The 17,934-nt window shown below is 34.3% G+C and carries 12 protein-coding genes, 2 tRNA genes and 1 pseudogene; 10 read left to right on the top strand and 5 right to left on the bottom strand.

What is annotated here, in order from left to right; translation table 11 throughout:
• Positions 1-204: 204 nt before the first annotated feature.
• The 6 genes from C8P70_RS04515 to clpX all read left to right on the top strand — a co-directional run bounded on the left by C8P70_RS04515 (position 205) and on the right by clpX (position 6,870).
• On the top strand, positions 205-1,458 hold the full coding sequence (locus C8P70_RS04515) for an OmpP1/FadL family transporter (RefSeq protein ID WP_133712146.1): 1,254 nt from the start codon (positions 205-207) through the stop codon (positions 1,456-1,458).
• A gap of 23 nt (positions 1,459-1,481) precedes the next feature.
• On the top strand, positions 1,482-3,086 hold the full coding sequence (locus C8P70_RS04510; RefSeq protein WP_133712145.1) for an SGNH/GDSL hydrolase family protein: 1,605 nt from the start codon (positions 1,482-1,484) through the stop codon (positions 3,084-3,086).
• A 12-nt stretch (positions 3,087-3,098) separates the two neighbouring features.
• Positions 3,099-3,446, top strand: a complete 348-nt coding sequence (locus tag C8P70_RS04505; protein ID WP_133712144.1) for a phage holin family protein — start codon at positions 3,099-3,101, stop codon at positions 3,444-3,446.
• 107 nt (positions 3,447-3,553) lie between these two features.
• Positions 3,554-4,879: a trigger factor gene (gene tig, locus C8P70_RS04500; RefSeq protein ID WP_133712143.1), complete on the top strand. Its 1,326-nt coding sequence runs from the start codon at positions 3,554-3,556 to the stop codon at positions 4,877-4,879.
• A gap of 85 nt (positions 4,880-4,964) precedes the next feature.
• Positions 4,965-5,624, top strand: a complete 660-nt coding sequence (gene clpP / locus C8P70_RS04495) for an ATP-dependent Clp endopeptidase proteolytic subunit ClpP (RefSeq protein WP_133712142.1) — start codon at positions 4,965-4,967, stop codon at positions 5,622-5,624.
• Positions 5,625-5,628: 4 nt separating this feature from the next.
• Positions 5,629-6,870, top strand: coding sequence for an ATP-dependent Clp protease ATP-binding subunit ClpX (gene clpX, locus C8P70_RS04490; RefSeq protein ID WP_133712141.1), 1,242 nt, complete (start codon positions 5,629-5,631; stop codon positions 6,868-6,870).
• A 36-nt stretch (positions 6,871-6,906) separates the two neighbouring features.
• Here clpX and C8P70_RS04485 read toward each other — a convergent pair whose 3' ends face one another.
• The 4 genes from C8P70_RS04485 to mutS form a co-directional block, all read right to left on the bottom strand.
• Positions 6,907-7,296 carry a hypothetical protein gene (locus tag C8P70_RS04485; RefSeq protein WP_133712140.1) on the bottom strand — a complete coding sequence of 130 codons (390 nt, stop codon included), beginning with the start codon at positions 7,294-7,296 and terminating at the stop codon, positions 6,907-6,909.
• Positions 7,297-7,403: 107 nt separating this feature from the next.
• Positions 7,404-7,489: transfer RNA gene (locus C8P70_RS04480), tRNA-Leu, on the bottom strand.
• Between the two features lie 14 nt (positions 7,490-7,503).
• Positions 7,504-7,576, bottom strand: a tRNA-Gly gene (locus C8P70_RS04475).
• A 199-nt stretch (positions 7,577-7,775) separates the two neighbouring features.
• The gene (gene mutS / locus C8P70_RS04470; RefSeq protein ID WP_133712139.1) at positions 7,776-10,385 is read right to left on the bottom strand and encodes a DNA mismatch repair protein MutS; all 2,610 of its coding nucleotides are present in this window, start codon (positions 10,383-10,385) and stop codon (positions 7,776-7,778) included.
• 723 nt (positions 10,386-11,108) lie between these two features.
• Here mutS and C8P70_RS04465 point away from each other — a divergent pair.
• Positions 11,109-11,639, top strand: coding sequence for an RNA methyltransferase (locus C8P70_RS04465; RefSeq protein WP_133712138.1), 531 nt, complete (start codon positions 11,109-11,111; stop codon positions 11,637-11,639).
• Here C8P70_RS04465 and folK read toward each other — a convergent pair.
• Entirely contained in the window at positions 11,632-12,771 is a 1,140-nt protein-coding gene (gene folK / locus C8P70_RS04460; RefSeq protein WP_133712137.1) for a 2-amino-4-hydroxy-6-hydroxymethyldihydropteridine diphosphokinase, read from the bottom strand. The genes C8P70_RS04465 and folK overlap by 8 nt on opposite strands.
• A gap of 126 nt (positions 12,772-12,897) precedes the next feature.
• On the opposite strand from folK, the gene sppA reads away from it, so the two are divergent.
• From sppA to C8P70_RS13895, 3 genes and pseudogenes are all read left to right on the top strand, one after another.
• Positions 12,898-14,658 carry a signal peptide peptidase SppA gene (gene sppA / locus C8P70_RS04455; RefSeq protein ID WP_133712136.1) on the top strand — a complete coding sequence of 587 codons (1,761 nt, stop codon included), beginning with the start codon at positions 12,898-12,900 and terminating at the stop codon, positions 14,656-14,658.
• Between the two features lie 91 nt (positions 14,659-14,749).
• Positions 14,750-17,413: an AsmA-like C-terminal region-containing protein gene (locus tag C8P70_RS04450; RefSeq protein WP_133712135.1), complete on the top strand. Its 2,664-nt coding sequence runs from the start codon at positions 14,750-14,752 to the stop codon at positions 17,411-17,413.
• Positions 17,414-17,701: 288 nt separating this feature from the next.
• A pseudogene (locus tag C8P70_RS13895) lies at positions 17,702-17,934 on the top strand (IS982 family transposase); the annotation flags it as partial.

Here is a 17,934-nt window from a genome sequence, read left to right as displayed (position 1 = left end):
CCTCGCTTTTTTGTTTTTAGATTTTGTAAATAAAAAATAGTTCGATATTAAAGTCTTTGCGTGATTCAAATTTAATAAAACGTATGTTTAATTGAATTAAATTTAGTTTAAGTAATAAGGTTTATTAAATTGTGAATTAAAATTTGTAAAAAAAACAAATGATTCTTATATTTGAGAGTAAAAAATTATAAACAACGGTTTAGTATGATTAGGAAATTAATATCATTGTCATTAACTGCATTGATTTCTTCCTCTGTTTTTGCGGGAGGATATAGAATTAGTATGCAGGGAAATAAACAGCTTGCTATGGGGCACACCGGAGTGGCAGTTATCAATAATAGTGCGGAAACTTTGTTTTTTAATCCGGCAGGTGCAGTTTATCTCAAAGATAAATTTAGTTTTTCTGCAGGAGCTACTGTTTTAATTGCAGATACCAAGTTCCAAAATGCTGTTTATGGATGGGAAAATGAAACCAGAAATGTAGGAACCCCGTTTTATTTTTACGGAAATTATCAGGCTACTGATTGGTTAAGTATTGGTTTGGCAGTTTATTCGCCTTACGGAAGTGCGGTGGACTGGGATAGAGACTGGCAAGGTTCTCATTTGGTAAATAGCATAGATCTCAAGGCAATTTATTTTCAGCCTACTGTTGCAGTAAAAGTAAGTAAGCATTTTAGTTTTGGAGGAGGACCTATATTTGTGAACGGAGGAGTAACTTTTGACAGAAATGTTTCCAGAAGCATGACAGATGAGAACGGAAACCGCACCGATGTGAATATCAAAGCAAAAGGTGTAACTGCCTGGGGATGGACAGCGGGGTATATGGTTAATATAGATGATCACTTAAGATTGGGAATGAATTACCGATCCAAAATTATTATGAAAGCCAATGACGGAACAGCCTCTTTTAATGATGTTCCAGCTTTTGGTGCTGCAATGTTTAAAGATGGTAAAATTAAAGCCGAAATGCCGCTGCCTGCCGAATTAACCGTTGGAGCATCCTATCAATGGAATAAATGGTTGTTTGCATTTGATTATAACAGGGCTTTTTGGAGGGTCTATGATGCATTAACAATTGATTTTGTGGATAATCCCGCTATTGGTAAATCTGTCAATTTGAGAAATTATAAAGATTCAAGTACATATAGATTTGGAGTTCAGTATCAGGCGACAGACGCGCTTTCACTCAGAGCAGGATGGTATTATGATGAAAGTCCTGTTCAACCAGGATATTTTGCACCAGAAACGCCGCGTAATGATTCCAGAGCTTATACAGGAGGACTTACCTATAAATTTAAAAATGGAATTGGCATAGATTTATCATTTTCATACCTTCATTTCAGCGATACCAATAGTTCATATGATTATTATATGGAAGACGGTAATTACGTGTCCTTCGGAGGTACATACAAATCTGCCGTTACCAGTGCAGGTCTAGGAATATCATATAGTTTTTAACTCATTTAAAAAAATAAGATAAAATGAAAAGGAAATATTTATATATACTGCCGATACTTGCAATTCTTGGTGTTGCTTGTGAACCTTCAATCGGTGATGATAAAATTAATTCGGAAACTTATTATGCCGGAAAAGCAGATTTTTCTACTTATGTAGCAGTCGGAAACTCTCTGACTGCGGGGTATATGGATAATACAGTCTATCGATCAGGACAAAAAAACTCTTTTCCCAATATATTGGCTCAGCAATTTAAAGAAGTAGGAGGAGGAGAGTTTACGCAGCCATCGTACGCAGATGATGTGAATGACGTGGGAGGATTGTTGTTAAATGGACAACCGTTACCCGGATTTGGAACTAAAATGATTGTTAATATGTCAACCGGAGGACCAGAAAATATAAAGGGAACATCTACTATTGACATAAATGCGTCTACACTGCAAAAAAAAGCATACAATAATGCCGGAGTTCCGGGAGCCAAAGTGTTTCATTTGTTAGCTCCCGGATACGGAAGTCTGGCAGCTCTGGCTCAAGGAAAAGCAAATCCTTATTTTGTACGTACAGCTACTTCTGGCGAAACAACCGTTTTAGGTGATGCAATGAGTTTAAAACCCACTTTTTTTACCAATTGGATTGGTGCTAATGACGTATTAGGATATGCAACTTCAGGAGGGGAAGGTGTTGACCAGAATGAAGCTGGCGGAATTGATCCTTCTTTATACGGAAGCAACGATATTACTCATGCAGGTGTTTTTAAACAAGCGTACGAAACTATTGTAAATACGTTGACTTCTCAAGGTGCAAATGGTGTTGTGGCTACGATTCCCTATGTTACTACAATTCCGTTTTTTACTACAGTGCCATATAACCCTTTAACGCCTGAAGCTGTAGGGGTTGAAAATATAGATCAGTTAAATCAGTTTATTGGCTTGATAAAAATGTCATTATCAGCAGTTGGACAAGGAGATAGAATTGATTTGTTTTCAAAAACAGAAGCCAATCCTGTGCTTATACAAGATAAAACTTTAGAAGATATGTCCGGCGTTATAAAAATGGGGTTACAGCAAGCAGCAGCCATATTACCACTGACTGCGGAGCAAATAGAATTGTTGTCGCAGCAGTTGGGCAGAGCCCGACATGCTACTGGAAAGGATTTGCTTTTATTGACGAGTAGAACCCAGATTGGGGCAGATTTACCGATTTCGACAGGAAATCCTGTTATCGACAATATGTTGAAAATAGGAATAACTATCCCATTGAGTGATGCTTTTGTTTTAAATCCAATTGAGCAGCAAAAAATAAAAGATGCTACTGATCAATTTAATGCGATAATAAGAGGGAGCGCATCAGAACATAATCTTGCAGTTGCTGATATGAATGAATTGCTGACAAAGGCAGTGAGTGGTTTAAGAGTAGAAGATGGGCAAATTTATACAGCTGATTATTTCCAAGGATTAGGAAACCTGAATACAGTATTATTTTCGTTAGATGGCGTGCATTTGAATGCTAGAGGATATGCTTTTATAGCATTGGAAATATTAAAAGAGATTAATAAACATTATGAAGCAAATATTCCATTAGTAAATCCTGCTGTATATCCTGGACCTACTTTATTGCCAAAAAATGACTAATACACATATATTATGGGATTTATTTTTAGATTATTAATAACGACGGCTATTGTTATGTTTTTGTGCTGGCTGTTACCGGGAGTGGAAATTGCCGGATGGACATCTGCCTTGTGGGTAGCTGTGGTAATGGGATTTCTCAATATGTTTTTAAAGCCTATTTTGGTTTTTATGACATTGCCGGCAACTATTGTAACAATGGGACTTTTTTTGTTTGTTATTAATGCAGTAATCATAATGCTGAGTGCTTATTTTGTAAAAGGTTTTGAAGTAAGAGGGTTTTGGACGGCATTGTTATTTAGCATTGTATTGACCTTTTGTCAATCGATAGTGAATGGTTTTCTTCAAAAGAAAGAAGCTTAAAATCATTGAAAAATTAAATATTGAAATACAAATACTTAAAAAGTTGGAAGGGTTGTAAAAATAATTTATTTTTGCAACCCAATTTTATTATGTAAATACATCAAAAAATGAATATTACAAGAAATAATGTAGATGCTCTTAATGCAATTGTAACTATTGAACTTGCAAAAGAAGATTATCAAGGTAATGTAGATAAAGTACTGTCTAATTACAAAAAGAATGCAAATATACCTGGATTTAGAAAAGGTGCTGTGCCAATGAGCCTTATTCAAAAACAATATGGCAAAGCCGTTATGTTTGAAGAGATAAATAAAGTTTTGCAGGATAAATTGAATAATTACCTTGTAGAAGAAAAGCTGGATATTTTAGGTAATCCACTTCCGGTTGCAAATGAAAACTTTGATTGGGAAGCCGATGTATTAAAATTTGATTTTGAGTTGGGTTTAGCTCCTGAATTTACAGTAGAATTAGATACTAAAAATAAAGTAACAAAATTTCAGGTAGTGGCAGATGATGCGATGTTGGATGAGCAAGTTGAATTTGTTCAAAAGCAATACGGAAAATTAATAGCGAAAGATTCTGTGGAAGAAACAAGTGAAATGGTTGGAACGTTTTCTAATGAAGAAGAGGGAATAAACTACGAAACTAAAATTCCGGTTAGTGCATTCAGAACTAAAACAAATCAGAAAAAATTCATCAATAAAAAAGTAGGTGATCAGATTACGGTTAATACAAAAGGACTTTTTGAAGATGAACATAAACTAATGGATTATTTAGGAGTGGATCACGATAAAGTTCACGGATTGGAAGCTGATGTAATATTTACCATTAAAGAAATCAACGAAACTGAAAAAGCAGAGTTGAATCAAGAATTGTTTGATAAATTATTCGGTAAAGATGTAGTGACTTCTGTTGAACAATTGAAAGAAAAAATTAAAGAAGACGCAGAAAAACAATTTGAAGGACAGGCGGATCAAAAATTCCTGAACGATGTTTATGAGCATTTGTTAAGTACAACAAAGTTTGATTTGCCGGCTGATTTTCTGAAAAAATGGTTAGAAACAGCAGGCGAGACTAAAATGACGGCAGAAGAAGCAGCTTCAGAATATGAGAAATCAGAAAAAGGTCTTCGTTACCAGCTAATTGAAGGTAAAGTGATGTCTCAGTTTGATTTGCAATTAAACTTTGAAGAAATAAAAGCTTATACCGAAAATTTGATTAAGCAACAGTTGGCTCAGTTTGGACAAGCAGAGCCGGATGATAAAACCGTTGAAGATATTGTTGCCAGAGTAATGTCAAATCAAGATGAAGTAAAGCGTATTTCTGAACAAGTAATGAACGATAAAATGTTAGCTTTATTCAAAGAAAAAGCGAATGTTAAAACAAAAGAAGTTTCTTACAAAGATTTCGTAAAGGAAATGTACGGAGAGTAATATCCCAAAAAAAATAAGTATATTTGAGCGTCTTTCTAATGAGAAAGGCGCTTATTTTTTTATTAAGTTAAATTGTAATATTTATATGGATTACGGAAGAGAATTTAAAAAATATGCTACCCAACATCATGGTATTAACAGTATGTACTATGATAAAATTGTGAGCAGTATGACTCCCTATATCATTGAAGAAAGACAAATGAATGTAGCTTCGATGGATGTGTTTTCACGTCTGATGATGGACAGGATTATTTTTTTAGGAACTGGTGTTGATGATTATGTAGCTAATATTATACAGGCACAATTGTTGTTTTTAGCAAGTGTGGACAGTGAAAAAGATATTAGTATCTATATCAACTCTCCGGGCGGAGGCGTATATGCCGGCTTAGGAATTTACGATACAATGCAGTTTATTAAGCCTGATGTAGCCACAATTTGTACGGGTATGGCAGCATCTATGGGGGCAGTTTTGCTATGTGCAGGGGCAGAAGGAAAACGTTCGGCTTTACCACATTCAAGAGTGATGATTCACCAGCCTTCAGGAGGAGCACAAGGAGTGGCCACAGATATGGAGATCAACCTGAAAGAAATGTTAAAGTTAAAAGAAGAATTATATCAAATCATCTCAAAACATTCAAAACAATCTTACGATAAAGTTTATAAAGATTCAGAACGCGATTATTGGATGATTGCTCAGGAAGCAAAAGACTATGGAATGATTGATGAAGTATTAATTAGAGAATAATTTTATGGCGAAGGAACAAATGAGATGTTCGTTTTGCGGGCGGCTAAAACCCGAAACAAATATTCTTATTGCAGGAATAGATGCACATATTTGCGATCGCTGCGTGGAGCAGGCGTATAATATTGTTTTAGAAGAAGAAAATACAAACAGTAAACACGATCTGTCAGAAGAGCTACTGCTTAAAAAACCAATCGAAATTCGAGCCTTTTTAGACCAATATGTTATTGGGCAGGATCAGACTAAAAAAGTAATGTCTGTAGCTGTTTACAATCATTACAAAAGATTACTGCAGGAAATAAATGAAGAAGAAGAGGATATAGAAATAGAGAAAAGTAATATTCTCATGGTAGGGCAGACAGGAACAGGGAAAACATTAGTTGCAAAAACAATAGCCCGTATGCTGAATGTTCCGCTGGCAATAGTGGATGCAACTGTTTTGACCGAAGCCGGATATGTAGGAGAAGATGTGGAGGGAATTCTCACTAAACTTCTTCAGGCAGCCGATTATGATGTTGAAAAAGCGGAAAGGGGCATAATTTTTATTGATGAAATAGATAAAATTGCCCGTAAAAGCGATAATCCTTCTATAACAAGAGATGTTTCGGGAGAAGGCGTACAACAGGCTTTGCTTAAATTGCTGGAAGGAAGTGTGGTTAATGTACCGCCAAAAGGAGGAAGAAAACACCCGGACCAGAAATTTATAGAAGTCAATACTAAAAATATCTTGTTTATTGCAGGAGGAGCTTTTGACGGAATTGAAAGAATTATATCTAAACGGTTAAATTTTCAGGCAGTAGGATATAATTCTCTAAAAGAAGGCGAGCAGGTTGACCGAAGTAACTTAATGCAGTACATTATTCCTAAAGATATTAAAGACTTTGGATTGATTCCTGAAATTATTGGGCGTTTACCAGTGCTTACACATATGGATCCCTTGGATAGAGAAACCTTGAGATCTATTCTTACAGAGCCTAAAAATGCTTTAATTAAACAATATGAAAAGCTTTTTGCAATGGATGATATCCAGCTTACGGTTTCGGACGAAGCTTTGGATTATATTGTAGAAAAAGCATTAGAATATAAATTAGGCGCCAGAGGTTTGCGTTCGTTGTGCGAAGCTATTTTGACGGATGCGATGTATGAATTGCCAAGTAAAGAAGGAGCAAATGCCTTAAAAGTCGACAAGGAATATACTGAACAAGCTTTAAATAAAAACCTGTTACAGCGATTAAAAACAGCATCCTAAATATATGCTAATAAAAAATGATTGAGTTATTCTCAATCATTTTTTATTATTCCTCTCCTCTGTCCAAGTTATTTTTTCGCTGTCTAATTCAGCAAAAATATCAATAGAAAAGTCGAGGATTTCTGCAATAAGAAAACTGCGTTTTACCTCTTCTATTCCTTTTTCGAAGCGGAGTTCTGTATTAAACTTTCTGCTAGTGGCATAGATATTATCTTCAATGGCAAGTTTAAAAAAAAATTTACCGGCAGGTGTTTTAAATCTGTAAAATGAGATGGATTCAAAATTTGCCTGTAAAAACAAGATGGTTCCCTGTATAGCTTCTTTGCTGTAGTATTCCATGCTGGTAAGCAATGTTTTTCCTCGTCTGTGCTCAAAAGTGTATTTGTATTTTCCGTTTTCTTTTTGGCTAATTACAAATGCGCTCATATTGTGAATAGTCTATTAAGGTGTAGTTATTGAAATAGTAAATAGAGTAAGAAAGTCTTTCGATAAAAGACAAAAAAAAATCCTAAGCTGTTAAACTTAGGATTTTGTACTCGGAGCGGGACTTGAACCCGCACGAACATTACTGTTCACTGGATTTTAAGTCCAGCGTGTCTACCACTTCCACCACCCGAGCATGATATTAATCAGAGCGAAAAACGGGGCTCGAACCCGCGACCTCAACCTTGGCAAGGTTGCGCTCTACCAACTGAGCTATTTTCGCATTTAACTTTTACAAGAACTTCGCTTTACTTCTGTATTGCGAGTGCAAATATAGAACGTTTTTTTGTTTCTGCAATAGCTAAAAAGTAAAAAAACAGAAATATTTTTTAAGTTATTGATATCCAAATATAATAAGAAGCCATTTTTTTAGAACTATATGGTAATAAAATTTAAAGAGAGAACAGCACTGTTTAAATTCCTCATAATTTTTGTTTTTCCAGTATTTTCTTTAGTTCATTCAGTTTCATCAAAGCTTCAATAGGGGTTAAGGTATTAAGATCTAAATGGGTTATTTCTTGTTTTATTTCTTCGAGTAGCGGATCATCTATATTAAAAATACTAAGCTGCATTTCTTCTTCAGCAGGCTTTAAAGGTATTTGGTCTTGTTTATGTCCTTTTTCCAATTGTTTCAGCATTTTTTCTGCACGTTTTAAAACAATCTGAGGCATACCTGCCATTTTAGCTACGTGAATACCAAAACTGTGTGCGCTGCCACCCGGAACGAGTTTTCGAATGAAGAGCACATTATCTTTAAGTTCTTTGACCGATACATTGTAATTTTTAATTCCCTCAAAGTGCTCTTGCATATCGTTCAGTTCGTGATAATGGGTGGCAAATAGTGTTTTGGGTTTTGCAGGGTGTTGATGAAGATATTCTGCAATGGCCCATGCAATTGAAATTCCGTCATACGTACTTGTGCCGCGACCGATTTCATCTAACAATACGAGACTTCGGTTAGAAATGTTATTTAAAATAGATGCTGTTTCATTCATCTCAACCATAAAGGTAGATTCTCCCATCGATATATTATCAGAAGCACCTACCCGGGTAAAAATTTTGTCGATTACCCCCATTTTTACTGATGAAGCAGGAACAAAACATCCCATTTGAGCTAATAAAACAATAAGTGCCGTTTGTCTTAAAATAGCAGACTTACCAGACATGTTAGGACCCGTAATCATGATAATTTGCTGATCTATATTGTTCAGATAAACATCGTTGCTAATGTAAGGTACATCCGGTGGGAGCTGTTTTTCTATTACAGGATGCCTTCCGTCTTTTATGGTCAGTTCAAAACTCTCATCAATTTCAGGGCGGGTATAATGATTATCCATAGCAAGTCGGGCAAAAGAAGATAAGCAGTCAATTTGAGCAATCAGAGCGGCATTAAGCTGTACTGGTTTAATGTATTCTGTACACCAAACAATAAATTGTTCGTATAAGTTGTTTTCAATCTTGGAGATTTTTTCTTCTGCACCTAATATTTTGCTTTCGTATTCCTTTAGTTCTTCTGTGATATAGCGCTCTGCATTAACAAGTGTTTGTTTTCTGATCCATTCTGCCGGAACTTTGTTTTTATGGGTATTGCGAACTTCTATATAGTAGCCAAAAACGTTGTTAAAAGCTATTTTAAGAGACGGAATTCCCGTTTTTTCGCTTTCTCTTTGCTCCATAGCCTCTAAAAAATCTTTACCAGAAGTAGAAATTTTTCGCAATTCGTCCAGCTCTTGATTTATACCCGGAGCAATTGCATTTCCTTTGCTTAAAGCTACCGGTGCATCAGGGTGTATGGTTTGGGCTATTTTTTCTCTCAGCAAACCGCAATCGTGCAACTGGTCACCAAGTAAACGCAAGGAATCATTTTTGCTTTTTAGTGCAGTGTCCTTAATTGGGATAACGGCATCCAAAGAATCTTTTAAAAATAATAATTCTCGTGGAGAAATTTTACCGGTAGCTATTTTAGAAGTCAGTCGTTCCAAATCAGATATTTTTTTGATTTGCTGCTGAAAATGCGTTAGAAGAGTATTGTCTTTGACAAGCTGTTCTACAATATTAAGTCTCTCGACTATTCTGTTTTTGTCTTTTAAAGGTAGAGCGAGCCATCTTTTCAGCAGACGGCCTCCCATCGGAGAAAGAGTTTTATCTATAACGTCCAAAAGCGTTATGGCGTTGACATTCGTGCTGTGATATAATTCCAGATTTCTAACTGTAAAGCGATCCATCCAGACGTAAGCGTCTTCAGAAATTCGCTGTAGGTTTGAAATATGCTGAATTTTAGTGTGTTGTGTTTCAGATAAATAATGCAAAATAGCTCCCGAAGCAATAATCCCGTCGTGCAAGTCTTCTACGCCAAACCCTTTTAAAGAATTGGTTTTGAAATGAGCAGTCAATGATTCAAAAGCAAAATCCGTTTTAAATACCCAGTCTTCTAAATAAAAGAGATTGAAATCTGAGCCAAAAGTATGTAAAAAATGATTTTTATTATTTTTTTGGACTAAAATCTCACTGGGGTTAAAGTTTTGAAGTAATTTATCTATGAAATCCTGATTGCCTTGGGTGGTTAAGAATTCTCCTGTTGATACATCTAAAAAGGCTATACCTAAAGATTTTTTAGCAAAGTGGATCGCACACAAAAAATTATTGGTATTAGATTGTAAAACTTCATCATTTAAGGCAACTCCTGGTGTAACTAATTCTGTGACCCCTCTTTTTACAATAGTTTTGGTCATTTTAGGGTCCTCTAACTGATCACATATGGCTACGCGCAACCCTGCTTTTACCAATTTGGGTAAATAAACGTTTACGGAGTGGTGTGGAAATCCGGCTAATTCTGTTTCGCTTGAAGACCCCGCGCCTCTTTTTGTTAATGTAATTCCTAATATTTGAGAGGTTCTGATGGCATCTTGACCAAAGGTTTCATAAAAATCTCCTACTCTAAATAACAAACAAGCATCCGGGTACTTTGCTTTGATTTCATTGTATTGCTTCATTAAAGGAGTTTCTTTAGCGACTTTAGTTTTAGCTGACATATATTTTACTTTTTAAACGTAATCTACAAATATAAGTGAAGATTGCGAACTAATAAATTATAGCAAAAACTTTGTAGACAAAATGAATTTTGAAAGTAAAAGCAGAGTTGATAGAATCGCCTTTGCTAATTCTTAAACAGAAATAAAAGTAAATAACAGCACTGTAATAATAGATAAAACAATAGCTATGAAAGGTAGTTTGTAAAATGAAAAATTAGATTTGTGTAAAAGACAAAACAGCAATACCGGAAATAGAATAAGACAGGTAATAGAAAGAAACCAGATATAATCAATAATTGAATCCAAAACCTCATAAGAAGTGTAATCAACAGATAGAATACTCCTCAACATAAAAAGGAATATAATATTGTTAGCTATTGAAACTAAAGCTAAGCGATTGAGCGAGATAGTTTTCATAAGCAGAGATATGGATAATTGTGCTTTACTAAAGTACAAGAAAAAAACAAACTACACAAATTATTTTTATATTTATTTAAAAATATTTATAAATATAATTTAGTTTTAAAGCATTTTATGCTTAAATATTTTGTTTTAATGCTTTAAATAACTATTTTGGGAATAATAATTTAATAAATATTGAAATCATAAGAATATTAATAACTATTATTTAATTTTTAATTAACCTGCTTTATTTGATGTTGAAAGTAATTAATAAGTATAATAAATCTTTCAAGAATGGCTATTTTTGTAAAAAAGTACAAAATGCGAAAGTTAGCAAACAGCGAATTAGATAGAAAAAACGTAGAAGAATTTAAATCATCAAACAAAACACCCCTTATCGTATTATTAGATGATGTTCGGAGTTTACACAATATTGGTTCGGTTTTTCGAACTTGTGATGCTTTTTTGATTGAAAAAATATATTTGTGCGGTATCACAGCAACACCGCCCAATAAGGAAATCCATAAAACGGCTTTAGGAGCAACAGAAACGGTAGAGTGGGAATATGCAAAAGAGATTCAAGAGGTAATCACCCGTTTGCAGGAACAAAAGGTATCAGTTCAGTCAATTGAGCAGGTTCAAAATAGCGTAATGCTTAACCATTTTGAGGTTCAACCCAACCAGAAATATGCATTGATATTTGGAAATGAAGTCAAAGGAGTGTCACAACAGGCGGTAGATTTAAGCGATGGAGTAATTGAAATTCCTCAGCTGGGAACTAAACACTCTTTAAATATAGCCGTAAGTGCAGGAGTAGTTATTTGGGATTTATTCCAAAAAATGATCAGGTAGTTTCAATTTTCTTTTGAATTTGATTTAGTAGAGAAATATAGTCTTGCTGATTGCTTACGAAATCGAGATCCGAAATATCGATAATAAGCACACTGCTTTGCGGTAATGTTTTAATATAGTTGAAATAACCTTTATTTACCTTTTCAAGGTAAGTATCGGAAATTTCCATTTCATAAGTTCTTCCCCTTTTTTGAATATTCTGCAATAAACGATTAGTACTTTGGTGCAAGTAGATATATAAATCAGGTTTTGGAGTGTCTTTGTACATGATTTCGAAAATTTGTTTATAAAGATTGAATTCATCCCTTTCTAAAGTAATTTGAGCAAAAATCAGTGATTTAAATACGTAATAATCGGCAATAACAAATTCTTTAAAAAGATCTAATTGAGCTAAATCATCAGATAACTGCAGATAACGGTCAGCAAGAAAAGACATCTCTAAAGGAAAAGCATATCGGTTGGCATCTTTATAAAATTTTGGTAAAAAGGGATTATCGGCAAACCCTTCTAAAATAGTTTTTGCATTAAAATCAAATGCTATCCGATTAACTAAAGTGGTTTTTCCTGCTCCGATATTCCCTTCGATAGCAATAAAATTAAATTTTGAAAAGCTATACTTTAAAATAGGAGCATCAATTTCAGCTACTTTTTTATAAGTTGTCTTATCAGAACAGGCGGACAGCAATTCTTTAAATGACTTTTTAAAAATAGGGTGTTTCCAGTCTAACTCCAAATCTGTTGCAGGGCGTAAAACAAATAACCTGTCTTGCATCAGCGGATGCGGTACAGTCAGTTGAGGAGTATTATAAATCTCCTGATTAAAACTAATAATATCAATATCTATTATCCTTGCAGCGTAACCGGATTGTTCTGTTCGCACGCGACCTAGTTCTCTTTCGCTCTCCAGAATTTTTTGGATGACTTTTTCTGCCGGTAAGGCGGTGTGAATCAAAATTGCACAATTGTAGAAAGGAGAACTTTCAAATCCCCATGCTGGAAATTCATAAACAGGAGAAATGTTAACAACAGTTCCTATAGTTTTGTTTATTAAAGAGATAGCTTTTTTTAAAACAGCTAGTTTTTCTCCCTCATTGCTACCTAAAGATAATACAATCTGATTTTGTGTATACATATAAGCAAAATAACTAAAAGAAATTTGAATAAATGTTACATTTGCCAGAGTTGTTATGCAAAATTTTTTTGGTGAGGTGTAACAAAAGATTCAAAAATGCTACTAATTAAGTAAAAGAAGAAAAACATGAAATTTTTAAGGAATGTATTAGCAACAATTGTAGGACTGTTTGTCTTTGGCGGTTTGTTATTTTTTGGATTGTTAATTATCGGTACGGCAGTAAGCAGCGGTACAGATAAAGTGTTAGTCAAAGATAATTCAGTTATTAAACTGGATTTGTCTAAAGTAAAATACGATTATGCAGGAAAGTTTAATTTTAAAGAATTTAACTTTAAAGATTCCAGTAAAGACGGTGTGTCCAATATTTTAGAAGCATTAGAAGCAGCCAAAAATGACGATAGAATTAAAGGGGTTTCTCTTTTAAACAGTTCGTCTATGCTGGGAACAGTTCAAATGCGTGAAATCAGAAATAAATTAGAAGAATTTAAAAACAGCGGAAAATTTGTAGTAGCCTATGCTAATTACTATACCCAAGGCGAGTACTATTTAAATTCAGTAGCGGATACCGTTTATCTTAATCCCGTAGGAGCTTTAGATTTTAAAGGCTTGTATAGTGAAATTCTGTACATGAAAGGACTCCAGGAAAAAACAGGTATTCATATGGAAGTGATTCGTCACGGAAAATATAAAAGTGCGGTAGAACCCTTTTTAGAAGAGAAAATGAGTGAGGCCAATCGCGAACAGATTACTGTGTTTTTGAATTCAATGTGGGAAACCATAGTTGGAGACATTTCTAAAAGCAGAAATATTTCTGTCGATTCTTTAAATGCAATTGCAGAACAATTGGCAGCTCGAACTCCAGAAAGAGCTTTGGATAAAAAGCTTGTAGATAAAATAGTTTATGAAGACGAGTACCACGCAGGAATAAAACACGCTTTAGGTGTCAAGAAAGATAAAGAATACAATCAAATCGATATTTTGGATTATGTAAAAGATACAGGCATCAAAACCAAAGTAACCCAAGATCAAATTGCCGTTATTTATGCCCAAGGACAAATTTTGAGCGGAGAAGGAAATGTCAACTATATCGGCGAAGGATCTATTAACCGTGCATTGAAAAAAGCACGAGAAAATGACAAAGTAAAAGCGATTGTATTGAGAGTAAACAGTCCGGGCGGAAGCGCACTTACCTCAGATTTGATCTGGAGAGAGATTGAATTGACTAAAAAGGTAAAGCCAGTAGTCGTTTCAATGGGAGACTTGGCAGCTTCGGGAGGATATTATATCTCGTGCAATGCTGACAGAATTTTTGCAGATCCAAGTACTATTACCGGTTCAATAGGAGTATTTGGCATGCTGCCTAATTTTAAAGCTCTGGCAAATAAATATGGAATTAATTCAGAGCAGGTTAAAACGCATAAAAATTCAGCGTCATATAGTCCGTTCAGAGAATTGGACTCTGAAACAAAAGAAGTTATAACCGAAAGCATTGAAGATATTTATGAAACCTTTGTTAACAGAGTTGCAGCAGGACGTAATATGACTTTTGAGGAGGTGGATGCTATTGCTCAAGGTCGTGTTTGGACAGGTGCTGATGCAATTAAAAATGGTTTGGTAGATGAGTTGGGGGGATTGGAAAACGCCATTGCATACGCTGCTCACAATGTAGAAATAGATAATTATAAAGTGGTAAGCTATCCGGAATACGAGTTAAAGTTTGATGATTTGCTTCGTATGTACTTAGGAAATTCACTGATAAAAACGCAAGATGAATTGTTGAAAGAAAAGATAGGAGCAGAAAACTTTGAAATGATAGAGAAATTAAACTACTTGAATAACATGAAAGGGGCTCAAGCAATTATGCCGTTTGAAATTATTATTAAGTAGTGTTAAAAAAAATAGAAATGACTTAAGGAGTCAGCTGTAAATTATTGCAGTTGACTCTTTTTTTGTTATTTTGCTTAAAAATGAAATTGATATGACTAAAAAGATTCTTAAGTGGGTAGGAGCAACCCTTTTAGTATTGCTTATTTTACTGTTTTCTGCACCTTTTTTATTTAAAGGGAAAATTCAGGATATGGTAACGAAAACAATTAATGATAATATTAATGCAACCGTAACACTGGATAAAATAAGTCTTAGTCTGTTTAAAGGATTTCCAAAAGCTGTAGTGGGAATAGATCGTCTCGCTATTGTTAACAAAGCACCTTTTGAAGGAGATACTTTATTTTATGCAGAAAATATAGGTTTAAAAATGTCTGTTATGGAATTATTTAACGGAGCAGACAAACCGATGAGTATTGAAGAAATAACCGTAAATAACTCAAAAGTAAATATTTTGGTTGACGAACAAGGAGTTGCCAACTATGATATTGCTTTAAAACTGGATGACGAAGAGGAGGATAAAGCAGGTGAAGACAAGTCCTTTTCACTCGCATTGAAACATTATCAAATAGAAAATTTAAACTTGATTTATGTGGATAAAAGCTCTAAGATAGAATTTGTTTTAAATGAGTTTTATCACAGAGGAACTGGAAATTTAGCTTCCAATATATTAGATTTAAATACGGAGTCCAAAACAAAAGCCTCCTTTATCATGGACGGAGTAAAATATTTAAATGAAGTCAATTTATCGTTAAAAGCTATGATTGGCATGGATATGACTCAACAGATATACTCGTTTAAAGAAAACGAAGCACTAATTAATCAATTGCCGTTAAAATTTGACGGATCCATTCGATTGTTAGATGAAGGGCAGCAATATGACTTGACATTTGCTACTCCAACTTCAGATTTTAAAAACTTTCTAGGGTTGATTCCGGAAGCTTATGCGGGTAATTTAAAAGGAGTTTCGACAACTGGGGATTTTAAAGTAGAGGGAAAAGTAAGCGGTAAATATACAGCAAGTACAATTCCGACCTTGGCAATTCACATGAGTTCGAACAAGGCATCGTTTAAATATCCCGATTTGCCAAAATCAGTACAAAATATAGAGTTAAACGCCAGTATTGTAAATGAGACTGGCTTGATGAAAGACCTCTATGTAGACTTAAAACAACTGTCTTTTAAAATAGATCAAGATATTTTTAATGCAAAGGCAAATATTAAAAATATCACCGAAAACGCGTTGGTTGATGCCAAACTAGACGGGGTAATTAACCTGGCAAATGTATCTAAAGCCTATCCGGTGCAGTTAGACAGTCCGTTAACAGGAGTTTTGAAGGCTAATATCCAAACTAATTTCGATATGAATTCCGTAGAAAAAAATCAATATCAAAATATTAAAAATACAGGAACTCTATCGCTCACCGGATTTAATTTTGAAACTGAAGCAATGGCAAAACCACTTCAAATACAGGAAGCTGCGCTCACTTTTAATCCTAATAATGTGAGTTTAAATAAATTTGCCTTAAAAACCGGAACTACAGATCTTTCTGCTAACGGGCGTTTAGATAATTTATATGGATTTCTGTTTAACAAGCAGACTTTGAAAGGTAATTTTAATCTGAGTTCTAACAATTTTGTTTTAGCAGATTTGCTAAAAGAAGAGGAAGCAAGCGATAGCAGTGCTAAATCAAAAAAAGTGTCCGATACAAAAGAGACAGAATCAAAAACCAATAGTGATGCCTTAAAGATACCTTCATTTTTGGATTGTGTAATTAATGCTGATGCCAAAACGGTTGTATACGACAATCTTACTTTAAAGAATGTAAAAGGGCGCTTAATCATCAAAGATGAAACGGCAAAACTGGAAAATATGTCCACAGATGTTTTTGGAGGAGTTTTAACTTTTTCCGGTGATGTTTCCACCAAAGAAGCCACACCCCAGTTTGATATGGATTTGGGACTGAAAACCCTTGATATTGCACAAACTTTTACACAGTTGGAATTTTTGAAAAAGATAGCACCCATTGCCGGAATTATAAACGGAAAAATCAATGCAGGCATAAAGCTGAATGGAAAATTAGATGCCAATACGCTTTCCCCTGTTATGAGCATGCTTTCTGGGGATTTGCAGGGAAGCTTTTTACAGACAGAAATAAATCCTAAAAATTCAAAATTGCTATCTGCTTTAGACTCTCAGGTGAAGTTTATTGATTTAAAGAAATTGAATTTAAATGATTTAAAAGGGCATCTGACTTTTAATGACGGAAAAGTTAAGGTATCGCCGTTTACTTTGAAATTACAAGATATGGCTGTTGAGGTATCTGGGGAACACGGCTTTGATCAATCACTTAATTATGCATTAAATTTTAAGGTCCCTGCAAAATATTTAGGTAATGATGTGAGTAATGTATTAGCCACGCTGGGAGCAAAAGATGTGGCAAAATACGATGCTATTCCTGTAAAAGTTGATTTAAATGGCAATTTTTCCGCTCCAAAAATTTCAACCAATATGAGTGAAGTGGTAACCAACCTTACACAGCAGATTGTGGACGAACAAAAAGGAAAATTAGTGGAGAAAGGAAAAGATGCATTGATGGATTTGTTGGGCGGAAACAAGGAAGATAACAAAGAAAATACAGAAGAAGAATCTGCTGTTGACAATAAAAAAGATAAAACCGAAGAAACTGTCAATAAAATTAGTGAAGGATTAAAAGGATTGTTTGGAGGTAAAAAGAAAGATGAAGAAAATAAATAATCAAAAAAAAGAAGCCGTCTCGTTTACAAAATCGGGACGGTTTTTTTTATGATTCAAAAATTGAGGTCAAAAATCCAAATAGATTTAACAACGGAGAAAAAGAAGTGTTATTCTTCTTGTTAAGCGCTCATCTTTTTGAGGTTATGAGCTAAAGCATGCAATCCGAACTCTATTTCCACTTTATCAAGTCCTTTTAAACCTGAGTTCGATTAATATTAATGCATAAAAAAAGGTAAAAATCCGTATATTTAAGTAACTGAAATTTAAATATATAAAAGATTTTTACCTATGATTTATTTCGATAAAATTACTGATATTTTTTGTATTGTAGATGAGTTCTGCAAAGATTTTAAAAATTCTACTAAATCATTTCTTTTAGGGAGCTCTTCAAAACGCCCACCTAGAATGTCTAAATCTGAAGTAATTACCATTTATCTTCTATTTCATTTAAGTGGTTTTCGTTGTTTTAAGCATTTTTATATTTATTATGTTCAAAAACATATGACTAAAGAATTTCCTAA

Origin of the sequence: Myroides indicus (genome assembly GCF_004364575.1) — a bacterium.
GTDB lineage: Bacteria > Bacteroidota > Bacteroidia > Flavobacteriales > Flavobacteriaceae > Flavobacterium > Flavobacterium indicum_A.
This window is presented reverse-complemented; position numbering and strand designations above follow the sequence as displayed.